The sequence below is a fragment of the Maribacter vaceletii genome, from assembly GCF_003634105.1.
In the GTDB taxonomy this organism is placed as follows: Bacteria; Bacteroidota; Bacteroidia; order Flavobacteriales; family Flavobacteriaceae; genus Maribacter_B; species Maribacter_B vaceletii.
Genome location: NZ_RBIQ01000012.1, coordinates 127,470 through 144,620, shown reverse-complemented (window position 1 = coordinate 144,620; position 17,151 = coordinate 127,470). Strand labels below are relative to the sequence as shown.

Sequence of the window (17,151 nt, the reverse complement as noted above, 5' to 3'; positions counted from 1 at the left end):
AAAAAACCTATGACATTAAAAAACAAAGCAATTAAAGGGTTTAGTTGGACGGCTTTTGAAGGCGTATTTAGCCAGGGCTTTCTTTTTGTTATCGGTATACTTCTTGCTCGAATTCTAGAACCCGAAGACATTGGTCTTATAGGTCTTATAACCGCTGTAATCGCAATAACTAATAGCATTGTAGAAGGTGGGCTTGGAAGTGCTCTCATAAGGAAAGTAGAATGCAATAGTAAAGACTATAACACTGTATTCTTTACTAATTTAGGAATTGGAATACTCTTGTATATAATCCTTTTTAACAGTTCTTCCGAACTGTCTATATTTTTTAAAGCTCCATTACTGTCAAAGATTTTAAAATACGCTGGATTATTGCTAATTATTAATGCATGTTCCATTGTACAAAGAACAATATTGACAAAAAAATTAGATTTTAAAACGCAAGCAATAATATCTATAATAGCTTCTATTACAAGTGGAGTTTCTGCCTTTATTATGGCTTACTTGGATTATGGTATATGGAGCTTAGTAGTTTTAGCCATATTAAGACCTTTAATAAATAGCATACTACTATGGCTAAAAAAAATTTGGAGACCCCGTTTAGAATTTTCTACTAAAAGTTTTAATGAACTTTTTAATTTTGGATACAAATTACTAGTTGCAAATTTAATAAATACAGTTTACCGTAACTTTTATTATATATTAATAGGCAAATATTTCTCTACCCAATCGCTTGGTTATTACACCAGAGCAGAGGGTTTCCAATCTCCGTTTTCCTCAAATATATCAACTGCTATCCGTAGAATTAGCTTCCCTATACTCTCATCACTTCAGAATGACCCAAAACCACTAAAAGCTACATTTATTAAATTCCTTAGATTTAGCTTATTTCTTAACTTCACTATTATGTTAAGTATTTCAGCCATGGCAAAGCCAATTATACTGTTATTAATTGGTGAAAAATGGCATACTTCTATTTATTATCTACAACTATTGTGTATACCTGGCATGTTATATCCTTTACAAATATTACATCTAAACCTACTGCTTATTAAAGGTTATTCTAATTTAAACCTAAAGTTAGAAATAGTTAAAAAAATAATTTTACTGCCTTTAATTTTCGGATCTGTTTTATTAGGAATTGAAGCTATGATTTATGCCCTTATTGTTTTTTCATTTGTAGAGTATTTTATAAACAGTTACTACACAAAGAAAATAATTAAATATACTATAATACACCAATTAAAGGATATACTACCATTCTTAACAATTGCTGTTTTAGTATTTATAAGCATGTACTGTATTACCCTATTAAATATCCATTACATAGCCATGCTAGTAGCGCAAATAATCATTGGTATAGCAACTTTTTTAATAGTCAATGAAGTTCTTCAGTTAAATGAATATATTGAAGTAAAAAAGAAAGCAATTAACCTATTCTTAAAAAGCACAAAGAATATATGGAAAAAAAAATAAATATCCTTTTCCTATTATCCAGAATTACAGAAAGAGGCGGTATCGCAAGAGTTACATCAATTATAACAGATCAACTCCTCAATGAAAAGGACTTTAATATTCATATAGCTAGTTATCAAAAAAAAGAAGATAATGGCTACAAATGGAATCAGAATATACATTTTCATCACCTACTTGATTCCCGTATTAAAATGAAGTATGGAATAATAAAAGCTAACAAAAAACTTAGAAATATTATTCATACAAATAATATAAATATTGTTGTTAGTTGCGGGCAAGAAGTAGGTCCGTTAGGAGTTTTAGCTACACGACTCAACCATGTGAAATTAGTTTACTGGTCACATTCTAGCTTTAAGGGTAAAACACACAGTAAATTTAAAGTTTTTAATGAATATTTCACTTCTCTTTTTACAAACGTAATTGTTAGCTTAACAAAAACAGATGAACTAAATTATAAAAACAAGACATTTGCAAAAAAGGTTACTCAGATATATAACCCTATAGATATCAGTTTAATGAGCAAGAATAGAACCTACAAACCCAATACAAATAAGATTATTAGTGTTGGAAGACTTTCATCACAAAAAAACTTTTTAACTTTAGTCGATGTTGCAAAAAAAGTATTGAGTAAAAACAACAACCTTTATTGGCATATTTATGGCTCTGGCTACCAAGAAGAGGAAATATTAAAAAAAATCAAAACTAACAATTTAGAAGGAAGATTAGTTCTTATGGGCCAAACGAACCACTTATATGATTTGTATAATGATTACTCATTAATGGTTATGACATCTAACTTTGAAGGTTTTCCCATGAGTTTAATTGAGGGCTTAGCTTGTAATCTTCCTTTAATTAGTTTTGACATCCCTACTGGACCGAATGAGATTATTACCGACAGTCAAAATGGCTACTTAATACCTCACAATGACATAGATGCAATGTCTATTAAAATTAACATCATGTTGAAAGACATAGATAAAAGAATTTCATTTTCAAATGAAGCAAAAAATAAAATAAACAATTTTAGTATTCAAACAATAATTCAACAATGGGTATCGTTGTTCAATTCTTTAAACTGATTATCAAAGATAGCCTATATAACCTCTATTTAACAAATGAATTGTCTACATATCTGCAATGATTTTTCATATAGTAAAGTACATCGTAATCTATATGTTAAACTTGATAAACTTAACATTACTCAAACTGTTTACAATCCAATAAGGAAAAATAGCGACACCAAAAGTAATACAATAGATTATATTGAAAAGCAAGCCAAAACCATAAATTCTACGCCTCTAAAAAAAATGCATCGTTATTTTTTTAGAAAAAAAATTATTTTTTTGTTTAATGATTTAAATAATAAGATTAATCTAAACAATATAGACCTAGTTCATGCTACAACCTTATTTAGTGATGGTGCTGTAGCCTTAAAAATTCATAACAAATATAATAAGCCCTTTATAGTTGCTGTAAGAGGAACAGATTTAAGTGTATTCCTAAGACTAAGACCTGATTTAGTCTTTATTGTAAGAGAAATTCTTGAAAAAGCATCTAAAATTGTTTTCATGAGTAATTCAATTCAAGACAACTTTCTTAATCATTATTTAATAAAACATAAGAAAAATTCAATTGAAAAAAAGTCAATTATAATATACAATGGTATTGATAATTTTTGGATTAAAAACCAAACAACTATAAAAAAAGAAAAACCTTTTAAAGTTACTTATGTAGGCAGATTTTTACCAACCAAAAATATACCTAATTTAATAAATGCAATGCTTATGCTTAAAAAAGAAGGCGTAAAATGTGAATTAAATATAATAGGAAACCAAGGAGAGGATGAAAATAAAGTAAAACTTCTAGCAAAAGAAAATAATAACTGGATAAATTTTATTGGGCCAATTAAAGAAAAAAGCAAGTTATTACAATTGTATAGAGAAAATCATATTTTTGCGATGCCTTCTACTTCTGAAACTTTTGGCTTAGTTTATATAGAAGCTCTTTCGCAAGGGCTGCCTGTCTTATATAATATAGGACAAGGAATAGATGGCGTCTTTAATACTTTAATTGGAGAAAAATGTAACGGTAATAGTGTTTCGGACATTAAAGAGTCCTTAAAAAATATAATTAACAACTACCAAAAATACAACATAAGCACAATAGATTTCAATACATTTAACTGGGATAAAATTGCCAGAAGATATAAAAATATATACTTAGAATGTATACAATTGAATATCAAAAAATAACAATTACTATTTTATTAACCGTTGTTTACAACATTAAAATAATCGTTTGAAAATTATTTACTTACATCAATATTTCTCTACTCCTAAAGTATCAGGAGGAACTAGATCGTATGATTTGGCTAAAAAATATATAGAACAAGGTCATGAAGTTGAATTTATTACTTCCTCTATTGGTTTTAAAGAGACTTTTGAAAAAAAATGGACTTTTCTTGAGATTGAAAACATAACTTTTCATGTTCTAAATACTCCCAGCGCAGATAATGCTGCACCTTACATAAAAAGAATTATTGTTTTTTTACAGTTCTTATGGAGTGCAAGTTTTAAAATTCTAAAATTAAAGGGAGATATAGTTATCTCTACATCAACTCCATTAACCATTGGAATACCAGCACTTATAAAAAAATGGATTCATAAGACTCCATATATATTTGAAGTAAGAGATGTATGGCCCGAAGCTGTAATAGCTATTGGAGCAATAAAGAACAAAATAGCACAACATTTTTTATACCTACTTGAAGCAAAAATTTACAATAATGCTAGCGCTATAGTCCCTTTATCTATAGACATGAAAAATTCCATAACAACCAGGTTCCCTCATTTAAGATGTCCTATAATAACAATTGAGAATATATCAGAACTTACACGATTTAAAGAAGGATACCATACAGATATTTCTGTAATTAAAGAAAACATAGGCTTTGTACCTCGTTTTTCTATATTATATGCAGGAACCTTTGGTAAGGTAAATGGATTAAGTTATGTAATCAATATTGCAGAAAAAATAATTCAAAAAGACCCTTCCATCGTATTTATATTATTAGGTAGAGGCTCTGAAAAAGAAGCTCTAATTAAAAAAGCCACCGAAAAAAACGTTTTAAACAAAAATGTCTTTATTTTAAAATCAGTTCCTAAAAGTTCTCTTCCTCAATGGTACTATGAATGCCAAATGGGTAGTTCATTTGTTATACCTATAAAAGAACTTTGGGCCAATTCTGCAAATAAATTTTTTGATAGTTTAGCTGCTGGAAGACCTGTACTAATAAACCATAAAGGATGGCAAGAAGAAGTTTTAACAAAAAAAGAATCGGGTTATATTCTTCCATATAATTTAGAGGACATTAATGATACTAATATTGATAAATTTATTGCATTTACTAATAATAAAGAATACCAACACCATCAAAAAGAAAATGCCATAAAGTTAGCTGAGTTGTTTTCTTTACAAAATGCAAGTTCAAAATATTTAAGTATTCTTCAAAATATAAAATTAACTTAAAATAAAGTCATTTTTACTATAGTCACTTTTAAACGAAATTTTTATTCTATTCAACAATTACTAAGAGGCCTTTAAAATTTAAACTCTTTCTTTGTATTTAAAATAGTTCTAATAAAAGATAATTAAATAAAAATCAATGAAAATTGTAATGTTATTAAGTAGGATTGAACAAACTGGTGTTACAACCCATACTTTAGATTTAGTATCTGGATTAAGGTCTGAAAATCATGAAGTTTGTCTTATCACTGGAGGAAAAGTCACAGACAGTGATAATAGAATTAACGATTTCTATTTAAACTTTGAAAAACTTGGGGCTATAATAAAAGAGTTTGATGTGCCTTCCGGCTCCTTATTAAAAAAAATAATAACATCTATTTCCTCTATTTATTTTATAATCAAAACAATTAAAACATGTAATCCAGATATCATACATGCTCAATCCCCCTACATGACCTTTATCCCATGGCTGATGGGGAAAAAATTTACAACTACCATCCATAATACTAAATTAAAAAACAAAATACAATTTAAAAAGCCTACGCACCTCATAGCAATTAGCAATGAGTCATGCACTATAGGAGAATCTGTTTTTAATATTAAGAGGGATGATATAACTATCGTTAACCATGGCGTATCTAAAAGATTTAGTAATCCTATATCTTTGATTGAAAAAAAAGATATTATTAATAAGTTTAACATTCCTAAGAGTAAGATAATTGTTGGTTTTGTAGGACGCTTAACTAGAGACAAAGGTTGTGATATATTAATACATTCTATAAAAAAACTAAAGAAAGAAACTTTAGACAAAGTTCACTTTGTTTTTTTAGGAAGTACCCATGGCTCAAAAGATCATAATTGGCTTATAAAGCAAATTACAGAAGCAGATATAGAAAATTTTATCTCCATTATTTCATTTCAAGACCCAAAACCCTTTTACGATATTTTTGATATTTTTATTCTTCCATCAAGAATGGAATCTTTTCCGTTGGTTACTATTGAAGCAATGATGAGTGGGTGTTGCCCTATTCGTAGTAATACGGAAGGTGCTTACGAACAAATAGAAGAAGGTGTTAATGGAATTCTTTTTGAGAATGAAAGTATTACTGGATGTACCACCGCTTTAGAAAAAGTTATTAATGACGATAAATTAAGGTTACAGTTTGGAAATAACGCCAAAGAAAAAGCGTTGAAGAATTTTACAATACCTGTAATGACAAAAAACACCTTAAAAGTATATAATAAAATTAGATTAAAATAACCTAATTATGTATAAGTACTTTTTTAAGCAAATACTAGATTTTCTAATCGCATTTATTGCATTAAGCTTATTATCGCCTCTATTTATTACTATAACTATTATTCTTTTTTTTAGTAATAATGGCAAACCTTTTTTTGTGCAATCAAGACCTGGTAAAAATGGAAAAAAATTTAATATTTTAAAGTTTAAAACTATGAATGACAAAAAAGACATTCATGATAAACTTTTACCCGATTTCCAAAGAATGACAGTTATTGGTAAATTTGTAAGAGAAAAATCTTTAGACGAAATACCACAATTACTAAATGTTCTTATGGGTCAAATGTCTTTAATTGGTCCTCGTCCACTATTAGTTTCTTATTTACCTTTATACAATAAAGAACAAGCAAGGAGACACAATGTTAAGCCTGGGATTACAGGTTGGGCGCAAGTAAATGGAAGAAATGCAATTAGCTGGAAAAAGAAATTTGAATTTGATGTTTGGTATGTGGATAATATTAGTTTTTTAACCGACATAAAAATTCTAAGTAAAACATTTGGTAAAGTATTTAAATCCGAAGGAATTTCTGCAAGCGAAGAAGTAACTATGGAAATGTTTACCGGAACAGATTAAAGAAGCATTAAAATATGATTACAATAGTAGAAAGTCATGACGAATGGAATAAAACTTTGGAGAGTTTTAGTGTTTACGATTTTTACCACACTTACGATTACCATATTATATCTAAAAAAGAAGAAGAAAAACCAATCCTATTTATTTATAGAGATAAGGATGTGGAAATTGCGATTCCTTTTCTAAAAAGGCCAATTGCTAATACAAATTATTTTGATTTAACTTCTGTTTACGGATATGCTGGTCCAGTTACAAAGAATCTAACAGATTCCTTTGACAATAAAAAATTCCACGAAGCTTTTGAAACTTTGTTAACAAAAATGCAAATTATTAGTTTATTCTCCAGACTACACCCATATATAGACAACCAAGAAAAAATACTTTCTGGTTTAGGAGAAATACCAATTTTGGGAAAAGTAGTAAATATAGATTTAACCAAAGATATTGCTGAACAAAGAACACAGTATGGCAAAAGTACAAAAAATAGAACAAATAAATGTCGTAAAATTAGTAGTGTTATAAAAGCTAAAAATGAAGACCAAATAAATACTTTTATAGATATTTATTATGAAAACATGGATCGTCTTGCTGCTACTAAAGATTACTATTTTTCTAGAGAATATTTTTTTAAGTTTTTAGAATGTAAAGATTTTGTAACCAATATTTTATTGGTAATTAACAATGAAACAGGAGAAGCAATGGCAGGCTCTATGTTTGTTAAAACAAAAAACATTGTTCAGTTTCATCTTTCTGGAAGTAGAACTAAATTCTTAAATGTAGCACCAGCAAATGTATTTCTAGATGAAATGCGAATTAAAGCTACAGAAGAAGGCTATAGTATTTTTAATCTCGGTGGAGGGCTTGGTGGACAGGAGGACTCTTTATTTAATTTTAAAGCGTCTTTTTCTAAAGATTTTAGAGAATTTAAAGTTTGGAAATATATAGTAGACCAAAAAATTTATAACAGTTTAATATCTAACGAAAAACTAGAAACTACTTTTTTCCCAGCTTATAGAGCTTAGTAAAAAGATGTTTCTTTACCTTTTTCAATTCTATTTTTAGTATTTATTCTAATTATAAAGTAATATAATATCTGATTTTTTATGAAATTTATATTAAACACTTAATTACAATATAAATTATTCAACATTACTAAATGAGTAAAGTAGTATTAATTAATGGTTTCACAGGATAAGATTGAGTCTATTTGATTGAGCTTTTATAAAAAAGAATACCCTTTGTATTTAATATCGAAAAACCAGAAAAGCACCTTAAAAAAAATGATAGATGCAATTAAATTATATGCTCTAGGGTGATGGCAACACAAAGCGAGTTGACTGCGTACTCAAGAACTTAACGCAACAAATCTAAATTAATAGATTTGTTATTATGGTACGTAAAAAGAACACAAGACTTACCCTAAAAGAAAGAATCCAAATTGAGACTCTTTTAAATGAAAATAAGACCAAAGCTTATATTGCAAAAGCACTTAAAAGGTCTCAATCAACAATCACTAGAGAGGTCAATAAATGGGTGGACAATAAAACAGACAAATACAGTGCTGAATTAGCGCATTGGAATGCTAAAGATGATTATCTAAATAAAAGAAATACCGATAAAATATCTACACATAAAAAACTCAGATTTTATGTGTTTAAAGGATTACTTAATAATTGGACTCCAGAACAAATTGCAGGTAGATTAAAAGAAAAATATCCTAATGATCCCATTATGTCGATTTCTCATGAATCTATATATCGATTCATTTATTTAAAACCACAAGCTCGTTTAAACAAAAAATTAATCCAACTACTTGTACGTAAAAAATTACGTAGAATTAAACCCAAAAAGAAACGAGGAAATGGAAGTAAAATAACCAACCAAGTCAGTATTGACAATAGACCTAAGCATATTAACTTAAGAAAGGAAGTTGGGCATTGGGAGGGAGATTTAATGATTGGAAAAAATCAAAAATCAGCTATAGGAAACATCGTAGAACGTAAATCAAGATACACGTTAATCATTAAATTAAAGGATAGAAATGCTAAGGAAGTAGCTAAAATGTTCTCCAAAAAATTAAATCAATTGAATCCTGTATTTAAAAAATCTATGACTTACGACAACGGAATTGAAATGGCGAAACACCAAATAATAACCAAGAAAACTGGTATGAAAATTTACTTTGCTCATCCATACTCTTCATGGGAAAGAGGTACCAATGAAAATACAAATGGACTTATTAGAAGGTATCTTCCTAAAGGAACTGACTTCAATGAAATTGATGAAAAAAAAACTCCTCTTTATTGAAAAAAAATTAAACAATAGACCTCGAAAAATAATAGGATACAAAACTCCAAATGAAATCATGGATTTTGAACTTAAATTTGTAGCTTAGACTCAACAAAAAAAAAGCAACGTTTGTTGCGTTACAATCTTGAATACAGCGACCAATCATATAAAAATAATATTTATTAATTTTAAAATACACCTTATTCTAAAAAAGATTGGTATATTTTTTTAGTTTGACAGCCTATTTTGACCCAATCATAATTTGCTTCAATAGCCTCCCAGACTTCCTTAGATGGCTCTTTTTCTATATCTTCTATAGCTTTATAAATTAATCTTGTTAACTCCTTACATGTTAAATTATTCATTATATATCCAATTTCACCAAAAACAAAAGGATCAGTTAACCCTCCTTTATTTGAAACAATAATTCGTTTATTTTCATTTAACGCTGTTAATAATAAACCGCTTTGAGATATTTCTCTATAAGGCAATAAAATATAATTCGATAACCTCAGAATTGCAACAAACTCTTCTATCTCTAAAAATCTATTAATAATTATTGCATTATCATTCCCATATAGTTCATCTAATTTGTCATAATTGCCGCTACCAGCTACGATTAAACATATTGAATCATTATTTACAAAATTTGCCTTCCAAGAATCTACAATAAAATCTATCCCTTTATACTTACTTAAATAACCTAATGTAGAAAAAACAACCTTACCATCTAGTATATTATCTCCTTTAATTTTAGCAATATGCATATTTACTTTTTCTTCATCAGCTTCATTAAAATCTAAAATTCCATGAGGTACAACTCTTATTTTTTCTTCAATAAGATTAAAATTATTTACTAAATCCTCCTTAGTTCTTTCGGAATGAACTATGATACAATCTACTAGGTCATAAATTTTTTTATAAATCACCTTGTACTTATTCCCACTATTATGAGGCAGAACATTATGTGCTGTATATATTATATTTATTTTTAATCCTTTAATTTGTTTTAATAACCAAAAATCAAAGTTTGGAAGCTTTAACCATTGAAAATGTACAACTTTAGGGTTAAATTTACGAATCAAAAAAAATAACCTAATTTGAGTAACTAAATAACTTAGTGGTTTAAGTATAAAAAACTGGTTACTGTAGTTATAAATTAAGTTACAATTGAAAGAATTTGATTTAATAGCATAATTTTTATTTCCAAAAAATTCAAAATCAATGTTTTTTACATTTGAAAGTAAGTTATAATCATATAGTGCAAGATTTCCGTAACTCATTGGATCCACAAAAAATATTTTGGAAATTTTATTCATTATTTTTTATTAATTCTATTTACTCTTAACGCAACTTTCATAAAAAAAGTTTGTTATTCTATATTTAATTAAAACAACAAAAACTTTCCATCTTAAATTTCACATCTATTTTTCTTAAAAAAATATTAAAATTAATTATTATAATGTATTTCAACGAATATACCCGCTTTTAAACGTCCTAATTTAAGAAAGGTTCGTAATATTGGTATAACCAAAAATATCTAAAAATTAAGATTGCTAAAATAGACAACCAAAAAAAGAAACACAACCCCAAGTCCCAAAGAATTATTTTAATTCCTACTTATGAATATTTTTAAAAACTATATGCTTACAAAAATTTTATTTTTACACTTTTTCATATTATTATCTTGTTCAAAAGATACAGATTTATTAGTTGATGCTGTTTTGCAAAGCGATAATCCAAATATTACCGAACACTATGCATTAGATGATTTTTTTAAAATTGAACCTAATTCCAATATTACTCTGGATGTTCTTTCAAATGATTCTTTTATAGATGAAAATAAGGTGAAAATTACAGAAACTTCGTCTCCCATAAATGGAATAGTTATTATTAATGAAAATAAAACATTAACTTATATCTCGAATCAAATTCCTATAGTTGAAACGCCCCAAGAAGAAAGTATTTCGGACACATTTACTTATACAGTTGAGGCTCTAAATGAAGATGAAACAACTACAAGCTCTACTGCTATAGTTACTGTTACTATAGCTGAAGATAACTCAACTACTATAGAACTATCCAAATCTATACAGCTATTAAAAGTATCCTATGATTCTGTATGGACTGGCTCAATAAATGAAAAAAGTAGATATATTACAATTTCTGAAAATGGAGACCAAGGAGATTTATACTATTTTGATGATGGAATTAGGTCTCTAATTACAATGTTTCAAGTAACTGGGGAAAAAACATATTTAGATGAAGCTATTAGTTTATCAAAAAAAATAATTTCCAAAGCAAAAATTTCTTCAGAATTACCTCAAAAAAATGGCTACAATGATTCTTATTTATCTTGGTATAGTTCTATAAATAATAGTTTAACAGGTCAAGGATTAGAAAATGGAGGACAAGCATCTCTATATGAAGGACGTGGATTTAGACATATCGCAAAAATGCTTTGGATAATGCATGAAAGCCCATCACTGTTAAACTCTTCTAATTATAACGAGGATTATAATGAAATACTTGCATTTATAACGAAGCATATATGGGAGAAATGGGAAAATAGGGATAATGGAGCCATGACGCATTTCTACAGAAGAACTGTCGACCCTACTGCAAACTGGGCATATATTGGATTATATCTTAATAAAATTACTGGAGATGAGAAATACAAAGAGGTTTTTTATCGTTTTAATTCTGATATGTCATTATCGCCTGCGCATCAAACTTCTTCTATGCGAGAGAATATTCGACCAAATTCTAAAAACCCATCTGCTTATATGTGGAAAAGACATTGGGATAATAGTGATAGTCATATTGCTGATCATTCTCACGAGAATAGGGCGGTATCTTTAATGGTTGACGCTTATGAACTTGGAGAATATTGGACTTTATCAGATATGATTGCTTTAAGAAAAACTATTGATGTATTCTGGGATCCCAAAACGGATGGATCAGTTATGAAAGAATATATAGATGGTACTAATTCTTCAAGTCCTGACACTAGACCTTATATTGAATGGGGTTGGATGATGCTTGGAAGATTTGATAACTCACTGCAAAAACAATTAGAAAAAAGAAATTTAAAGCAAGCCAAATCGGGTAGATTACTCCATTTACACTTTGCTCAATTAGCTTATAATTTATCAGTAAAGAATAATTTGCTGTTTTATCCTGAAAATTAAAAAAATCACTTTTCTTTAAAGCGCTTAATGAAATAACCAGCAAGTTCAATAAAGCTAATAAATCCATAATGCTTTTTAAATAAAACAAAAGCATTGTGGATTTTTTTATGCATAAAGAAGTTGAAGACATACATTAATATTCTAGTTTTATAATAATAACGCTCAAATGATGTATTAATACAATTTGTTTTAATATGATACACTTGAGTTTTATATACGTTAGGGAAACTATTCATAGCTCTATTTTCAGCATCCACAACATAAAAGGAAAGAATCTCATCTATTATCCAAATTTCTCCATTTTTTGCTACATTTTCAAATACTTCCAAATCTTCTCCGTGAGTCATGTTTTCTGGAAACATGCCAGAAGCGATAACTGCATTTTTTTTAACACAAAAAGTAGACATATTAATAATATGCCATCCTAAATCTTTAAAAGCTTCAAAATAATTTACAAGCCCTCTTTTATTAGAAACATATTCCTTAATTACCTTTCCATATTTATTTGCAGTTGCATAATCCGTTGTAACACAATCAATTTCTGGGTTACAATTAATAATTTCCACTATTTTGGTTAAATAATCCTTATGCCATAAATCATCTGCATCTAAAAAAGCTATCCAATCATAACTAGCTTCTTTAATTCCAACGTTTCTTGCACTAGAAACCCCTCCATTTTTTTTTTGAATTAAACGTATACGAGAATCGCTAATGTCTTTTACAACATTAGCGCTACCGTCATTAGATCCGTCATCTACTATAACAATTTCAAAAGATTTATATGTTTGATTAAGAACAGTACATATCGTATTCTTAATACTTAATTCTTTATTATATAATGGAATTACAATTGAAATCATTTATTAAAATTAATATTTTATTTGTGAGCTAATCATTACAAGAGCTCAGGAGTAATAATAAAACCCCTTGTGATAGTTCACTCTCTCCAAAATTAAAACTATATTTATTTACACCATAAGCATCTCCTGAACATAAATCTATAATCCCATTTTGTTTTATATAATCTTTATATATATCTAAAATATCCTTCCTAGAATATTTGTTAGGGGTTAAAACATTTTCCCCATACATTAACATTGTAGACGTTGATGAATCAAAACTATAGGAAGTACCTGGAAATTGCGTATAAATTCTGTCTTGCTTTAAACTATTAATTTCCTTTAAAAATAAATTTACTTTATCCGTATAATCTATATACTCATCATCTTGTAGGATATTCCTGTTAATTACAGATTTTAGTGCTAACATATACCACCCCATACCTCTACCCCAGTTATTGGGACCCATCCCCTGTTTTTTATTAATGTTTATTGCATGAAAAGGTAGATGTGTCGAATCATCAATGCCGTATTTCATAAAATAATATAATTGATATTTTCCTAGCTTAATGGCTTGTTCATTATTAAATAATTACCCATATTCAATTAAAAATGGGCAAATCATACCAATTGCATCAACAAGTTGAACCTTATTTTGATTATTTCTATATAATATTAATGGAAATCCATCAATACTTGTAACTGTACTTAATAAATTATTAAAAATTTCATCCGCTATATTCTTATATTTATCATCTTTGGTATATTTATATAATTCTATCGCGCACAATCCAATTGGCACATGATCTACTGTTCTAAATTTAAAATTCAGAGAATCATCTAACACATAAAAATCATCAAACTGTTTGGAGACTTTTTTAAAAAGCAAACTGTCAGTTTTTATCGAATATTTAATTAATCCTAGCGCTAAATAGGCTCTTGGAAAATTATATATTTTAATTTCATCTTCTAAATTAAGAGCTTTTACCTTTCCAATAAAATTAGTTGGTCTCTCCCAAGCCATGTGCATTTTATCAGAAATAAACATTTGATATGATGCATTTACCAATAACTTTTCAACTGGATAGCTTTTAATATTAGAAAGATATTTTGGCTTATCAAACCTATTCATAAGACTTGGTAGCATGTCGACATAAAAAAAAACAATATTTAATATAACTGAAAATACTGCCGTAATAATAAACAACTTGCTTTTAAGTAATTTTGTCATTTTCATAAATATCTTGTTATTTAGAAGATAAGAAATCTTTATAAACAACTATAAATTAGATGTTATTTTCTAAAAAGGCTAAAGATTTTTTTCTTTCAATATCTAACTTTTGGTTTACATTAGAAAAATCTATATTTTCATTTATTAATGCATCTATTATATCATCTGCTTTAAATATCAAACGACTTTCTAATCCTAATAAGTGTAAAATTGAATTAAAACGAGACAAGCCTCTTTTTTTATTCCCAATAGAAATAAATTGTTTGTTAAAAATAATAGAGAAAATTGTACCATGAAAAGAATCAGTAACCACAAATTCTGCATTGATAAAATTACTTAACCATTCTGTCACTGGAGGATACACATAACTTTTTATACTTTTTTTCTTTAAATTCTTTATGTTTTTTTCTGATTTAACAATAAATGGCTTCAAATTTAATACATCAGAAACTTTATTTATTATTTTTAAGTTTTCTTCAGATTCATCAAGTATATAACATAATATTCCATGTTTAGCTTTAGTTACATTATCTTTCTTGACAAGGTTTATATATTCATTCTTATCAATTAATAAAGTTGGATCAAGTGTTTTTACTGCATCTACTCCTAACCTACTCTTACACAGTTCAACACCTTCATCTTCTCGCACCGAAATTGCGTCAAATTTACTTGCTAATTCTGAACATTTACTAGTCTCTTCTGTAGAAAAAGTCCAATCTTCAATTCCAAAAGAGGCTGCGTAAGATAGTTTTTTTACATTTTTAAATTCGCTCAAAAAGTCAAAAAAATAGTTACCAATAACTGGAGTATAAGCTGGTCTCCATACTTGATCACTACCTACTACACACGAATCAAGGTTATATCTTTTTAGGAATGAAAATTTGTCCTGAGTATCAATCACTTCTGTTAGATTAATGTTTTCGTTAATAAAACGATTAGTGTTTTTTGCAATTATTGCTCTTTCTTTAGCTGTAATCCAATTGATAGAGGGTTTAGGACTCTTTTTAAAAACGCTTATTATGTATCTAATAATAAAAGATAAAATTTTCCATAAAAACGAATGCTCTTTTGATCTCCTATTAATCATATAAACTTCATGCCCTCTATTTTCTAATGTTTTTTGCAAAGCAAATGCTTGTAGCAACCCCCCATAATTTGATTTTAAAGGTAGAGTTAATATTCCTATTTTCATTTATATACTATTTAGTTATTTCTTTTTTCTAAAAAATTAAGTACTGGTTTTTTAAACAAATCGCGCTCATATGAGTTCATACTCATGAACCAAAATAAAGGCATATATACTATACAAAAGACCAAAATTGCTAAGCATAATTGGCCAAATGAAGTATATTCAAAATAACCTGAAATAAAATACCCTAAAACTCCCAATATTACAGGTGCTCCAGACATTTTAAAAATCTCTCCCCAAAATTGGGGAATATTTATATCCTGCTTTTTAAAATAATAAATATTCATTATAATTACATTTCCTAATATTAAAGCAAAAGAAATAGCAAAAGCTACTCCAATTCCTCCATACTTTTTAGCCAATGCCACTTGCATTCCTAAACTTCCTATAGAAATAATAACATATAACCATGATCTAAATTTCATTTGATTTCTAGCCTGTAAAATAGTAATCCCTAGATTTTGAATTAATGGTATTATTAATGACACAAAAAACAACAAAGTCATTAAATAAGCATCTTCATAGTCGTAACCAGCCCATAAAATTATAAATGATTTTCCAAAAACAACAAAGCCCGTTAAAATTAAAGCCATTATAATATACTGAACTCTTCCAGTTCTAATAAATAAATCTGAAATTGATTTATTAGACTTATTCGTAGTAACCATTGCAGTTACTTTTGGTAAAAAAACACTTGAAATTGCCAGAGAAAAACCCATATACATTCCTTGAAATTGAATTGCAACAGCAAATACAGCAACTGCCGCAGTACCCATGTAAACACCCAAAACAAACTGTCCCGTACTCCAATAAATCACATTCATTATTAAATTTAAAAATATATAAAATGAGTATACAGAAATTTCCTTTAATAATCTCCATTCTATATTTTTAAATGATATTTTAATTTTAATTTTGCGTTTGCAATACCAATAATTAAGTAATAAGGTCAAAAGGTTAAGTATGGTTGCAAGTACTACCATACTAATAGCTCTATATCCAATTTGTAATAAAAGAACCATTATTAATGTATTCAATAAAATACGAATAATCTTAACTATTCTTTGAAAAACAAAATCTTCGTAAGCTGTAATAATTGAACCAAAAACGCTTAGAGGAAATGTAAAAGCTATGTTGAATACCATTAACAACATCATAATCTTTGCTTTTCTTAATTCTTCTAATGTCATAGAATTATTAAATAGATGCTCAATATTAAAATACAATCCCAACCCTACAATAAAAGCTAAAATTCCAATAAGAGTATAGAGTATAACAAATAACCCGAACATTGAATATTGCTCTTTTACTTTACTTTCCGCTCGAAATTTAGAAGTAAACCTAACAATAGCATTAGCAAAACCAAAATCTAATATTGTAAGATATGCAATAACCGATGCTACAAGCGCATATAACCCATACTCACTTTTACCCATAATACGCAACATATAGGGAGTATAAAACAGTCCTACTAAATTACTTACTAATATTACTAAATAAGATAATATAACACCTGCCTTTAATTGATTTACTGCCATTT

The 17,151-nt window shown here is 27.9% G+C and carries 12 protein-coding genes and 2 pseudogenes; 9 read left to right on the top strand and 5 right to left on the bottom strand.

Annotated features, from left to right (window positions below; all coding sequences use genetic code 11):
• Positions 1 to 9 precede the first annotated feature (9 nt).
• The 8 genes and pseudogenes from CLV91_RS15610 to CLV91_RS15575 all read left to right on the top strand — a co-directional run bounded on the left by CLV91_RS15610 (position 10) and on the right by CLV91_RS15575 (position 9,267).
• Complete coding sequence (locus CLV91_RS15610; protein ID WP_121069163.1) at positions 10 to 1,473, top strand: lipopolysaccharide biosynthesis protein; 1,464 nt, start codon at positions 10 to 12, stop codon at positions 1,471 to 1,473.
• Positions 1,458 to 2,552, top strand: a complete 1,095-nt coding sequence (locus tag CLV91_RS15605) for a glycosyltransferase (RefSeq protein WP_121069162.1) — start codon at positions 1,458 to 1,460, stop codon at positions 2,550 to 2,552. The genes CLV91_RS15610 and CLV91_RS15605 overlap by 16 nt, the downstream gene beginning before the upstream one ends.
• A gap of 36 nt (positions 2,553 to 2,588) precedes the next feature.
• Positions 2,589 to 3,725: a glycosyltransferase family 4 protein gene (locus tag CLV91_RS15600; RefSeq protein ID WP_121069161.1), complete on the top strand. Its 1,137-nt coding sequence runs from the start codon at positions 2,589 to 2,591 to the stop codon at positions 3,723 to 3,725.
• 46 nt (positions 3,726 to 3,771) lie between these two features.
• Positions 3,772 to 5,001, top strand: coding sequence for a glycosyltransferase family 4 protein (locus CLV91_RS15595; RefSeq protein ID WP_121069160.1), 1,230 nt, complete (start codon positions 3,772 to 3,774; stop codon positions 4,999 to 5,001).
• Positions 5,002 to 5,137: 136 nt separating this feature from the next.
• Positions 5,138 to 6,259 carry a glycosyltransferase family 4 protein gene (locus CLV91_RS15590; protein WP_121069159.1) on the top strand — a complete coding sequence of 374 codons (1,122 nt, stop codon included), beginning with the start codon at positions 5,138 to 5,140 and terminating at the stop codon, positions 6,257 to 6,259.
• 7 nt (positions 6,260 to 6,266) lie between these two features.
• The gene (locus CLV91_RS15585; RefSeq protein WP_121069158.1) at positions 6,267 to 6,872 is read left to right on the top strand and encodes a sugar transferase; all 606 of its coding nucleotides are present in this window, start codon (positions 6,267 to 6,269) and stop codon (positions 6,870 to 6,872) included.
• A 14-nt stretch (positions 6,873 to 6,886) separates the two neighbouring features.
• Positions 6,887 to 7,894, top strand: a complete 1,008-nt coding sequence (locus tag CLV91_RS15580; RefSeq protein ID WP_121069157.1) for a peptidoglycan bridge formation glycyltransferase FemA/FemB family protein — start codon at positions 6,887 to 6,889, stop codon at positions 7,892 to 7,894.
• A 367-nt stretch (positions 7,895 to 8,261) separates the two neighbouring features.
• Positions 8,262 to 9,267: pseudogene (locus CLV91_RS15575) on the top strand (IS30 family transposase).
• 94 nt (positions 9,268 to 9,361) lie between these two features.
• Here CLV91_RS15575 and CLV91_RS15570 read toward each other — a convergent pair.
• Positions 9,362 to 10,480 carry a glycosyltransferase gene (locus tag CLV91_RS15570; protein WP_121069155.1) on the bottom strand — a complete coding sequence of 373 codons (1,119 nt, stop codon included), beginning with the start codon at positions 10,478 to 10,480 and terminating at the stop codon, positions 9,362 to 9,364.
• Positions 10,481 to 10,804: 324 nt separating this feature from the next.
• Between CLV91_RS15570 and CLV91_RS15565 the strand changes: the two genes are divergently transcribed.
• Positions 10,805 to 12,352 (top strand): Ig-like domain-containing protein, encoded by a 1,548-nt coding sequence (locus CLV91_RS15565; protein ID WP_170146771.1) that lies wholly within the window; start codon positions 10,805 to 10,807, stop codon positions 12,350 to 12,352.
• Between the two features lie 5 nt (positions 12,353 to 12,357).
• On the opposite strand, the gene CLV91_RS15560 is transcribed toward CLV91_RS15565, so the two are convergent.
• The 4 genes and pseudogenes from CLV91_RS15560 to CLV91_RS15540 all read right to left on the bottom strand — a co-directional run bounded on the left by CLV91_RS15560 (position 12,358) and on the right by CLV91_RS15540 (position 17,149).
• Positions 12,358 to 13,212, bottom strand: coding sequence for a glycosyltransferase family 2 protein (locus tag CLV91_RS15560; RefSeq protein ID WP_121069153.1), 855 nt, complete (start codon positions 13,210 to 13,212; stop codon positions 12,358 to 12,360).
• A 28-nt stretch (positions 13,213 to 13,240) separates the two neighbouring features.
• A pseudogene (locus tag CLV91_RS17105) lies at positions 13,241 to 14,215 on the bottom strand (glycoside hydrolase family 88 protein).
• A gap of 262 nt (positions 14,216 to 14,477) precedes the next feature.
• Positions 14,478 to 15,614 carry a polysaccharide pyruvyl transferase family protein gene (locus tag CLV91_RS15545; RefSeq protein WP_121069150.1) on the bottom strand — a complete coding sequence of 379 codons (1,137 nt, stop codon included), beginning with the start codon at positions 15,612 to 15,614 and terminating at the stop codon, positions 14,478 to 14,480.
• An 11-nt stretch (positions 15,615 to 15,625) separates the two neighbouring features.
• On the bottom strand, positions 15,626 to 17,149 hold the full coding sequence (locus CLV91_RS15540) for an oligosaccharide flippase family protein (RefSeq protein WP_121069149.1): 1,524 nt from the start codon (positions 17,147 to 17,149) through the stop codon (positions 15,626 to 15,628).
• Positions 17,150 to 17,151 lie beyond the last annotated feature (2 nt).

Bases quoted from the DNA above. Each gene is read 5' to 3' on its own strand.
- CLV91_RS15610 (WP_121069163.1), top strand. From the start codon at position 10: ATGACATTAAAAAACAAAGCAATTAAAGGGTTTAGTTGGACGGCTTTT.
- CLV91_RS15605 (WP_121069162.1), top strand. From the start codon at position 1,458: ATGGAAAAAAAAATAAATATCCTTTTCCTATTATCCAGAATTACAGAA.
- CLV91_RS15600 (WP_121069161.1), top strand. From the start codon at position 2,589: ATGAATTGTCTACATATCTGCAATGATTTTTCATATAGTAAAGTACAT.
- CLV91_RS15590 (WP_121069159.1), top strand. From the start codon at position 5,138: ATGAAAATTGTAATGTTATTAAGTAGGATTGAACAAACTGGTGTTACA.
- CLV91_RS15585 (WP_121069158.1), top strand. From the start codon at position 6,267: ATGTATAAGTACTTTTTTAAGCAAATACTAGATTTTCTAATCGCATTT.
- CLV91_RS15580 (WP_121069157.1), top strand. From the start codon at position 6,887: ATGATTACAATAGTAGAAAGTCATGACGAATGGAATAAAACTTTGGAG.
- CLV91_RS15570 (WP_121069155.1), bottom strand. From the start codon at position 10,480: ATGAATAAAATTTCCAAAATATTTTTTGTGGATCCAATGAGTTACGGA.
- CLV91_RS15565 (WP_170146771.1), top strand. From the start codon at position 10,805: ATGCTTACAAAAATTTTATTTTTACACTTTTTCATATTATTATCTTGT.
- CLV91_RS15560 (WP_121069153.1), bottom strand. From the start codon at position 13,212: ATGATTTCAATTGTAATTCCATTATATAATAAAGAATTAAGTATTAAG.
- CLV91_RS15545 (WP_121069150.1), bottom strand. From the start codon at position 15,614: ATGAAAATAGGAATATTAACTCTACCTTTAAAATCAAATTATGGGGGG.
- CLV91_RS15540 (WP_121069149.1), bottom strand. From the start codon at position 17,149: ATGGCAGTAAATCAATTAAAGGCAGGTGTTATATTATCTTATTTAGTA.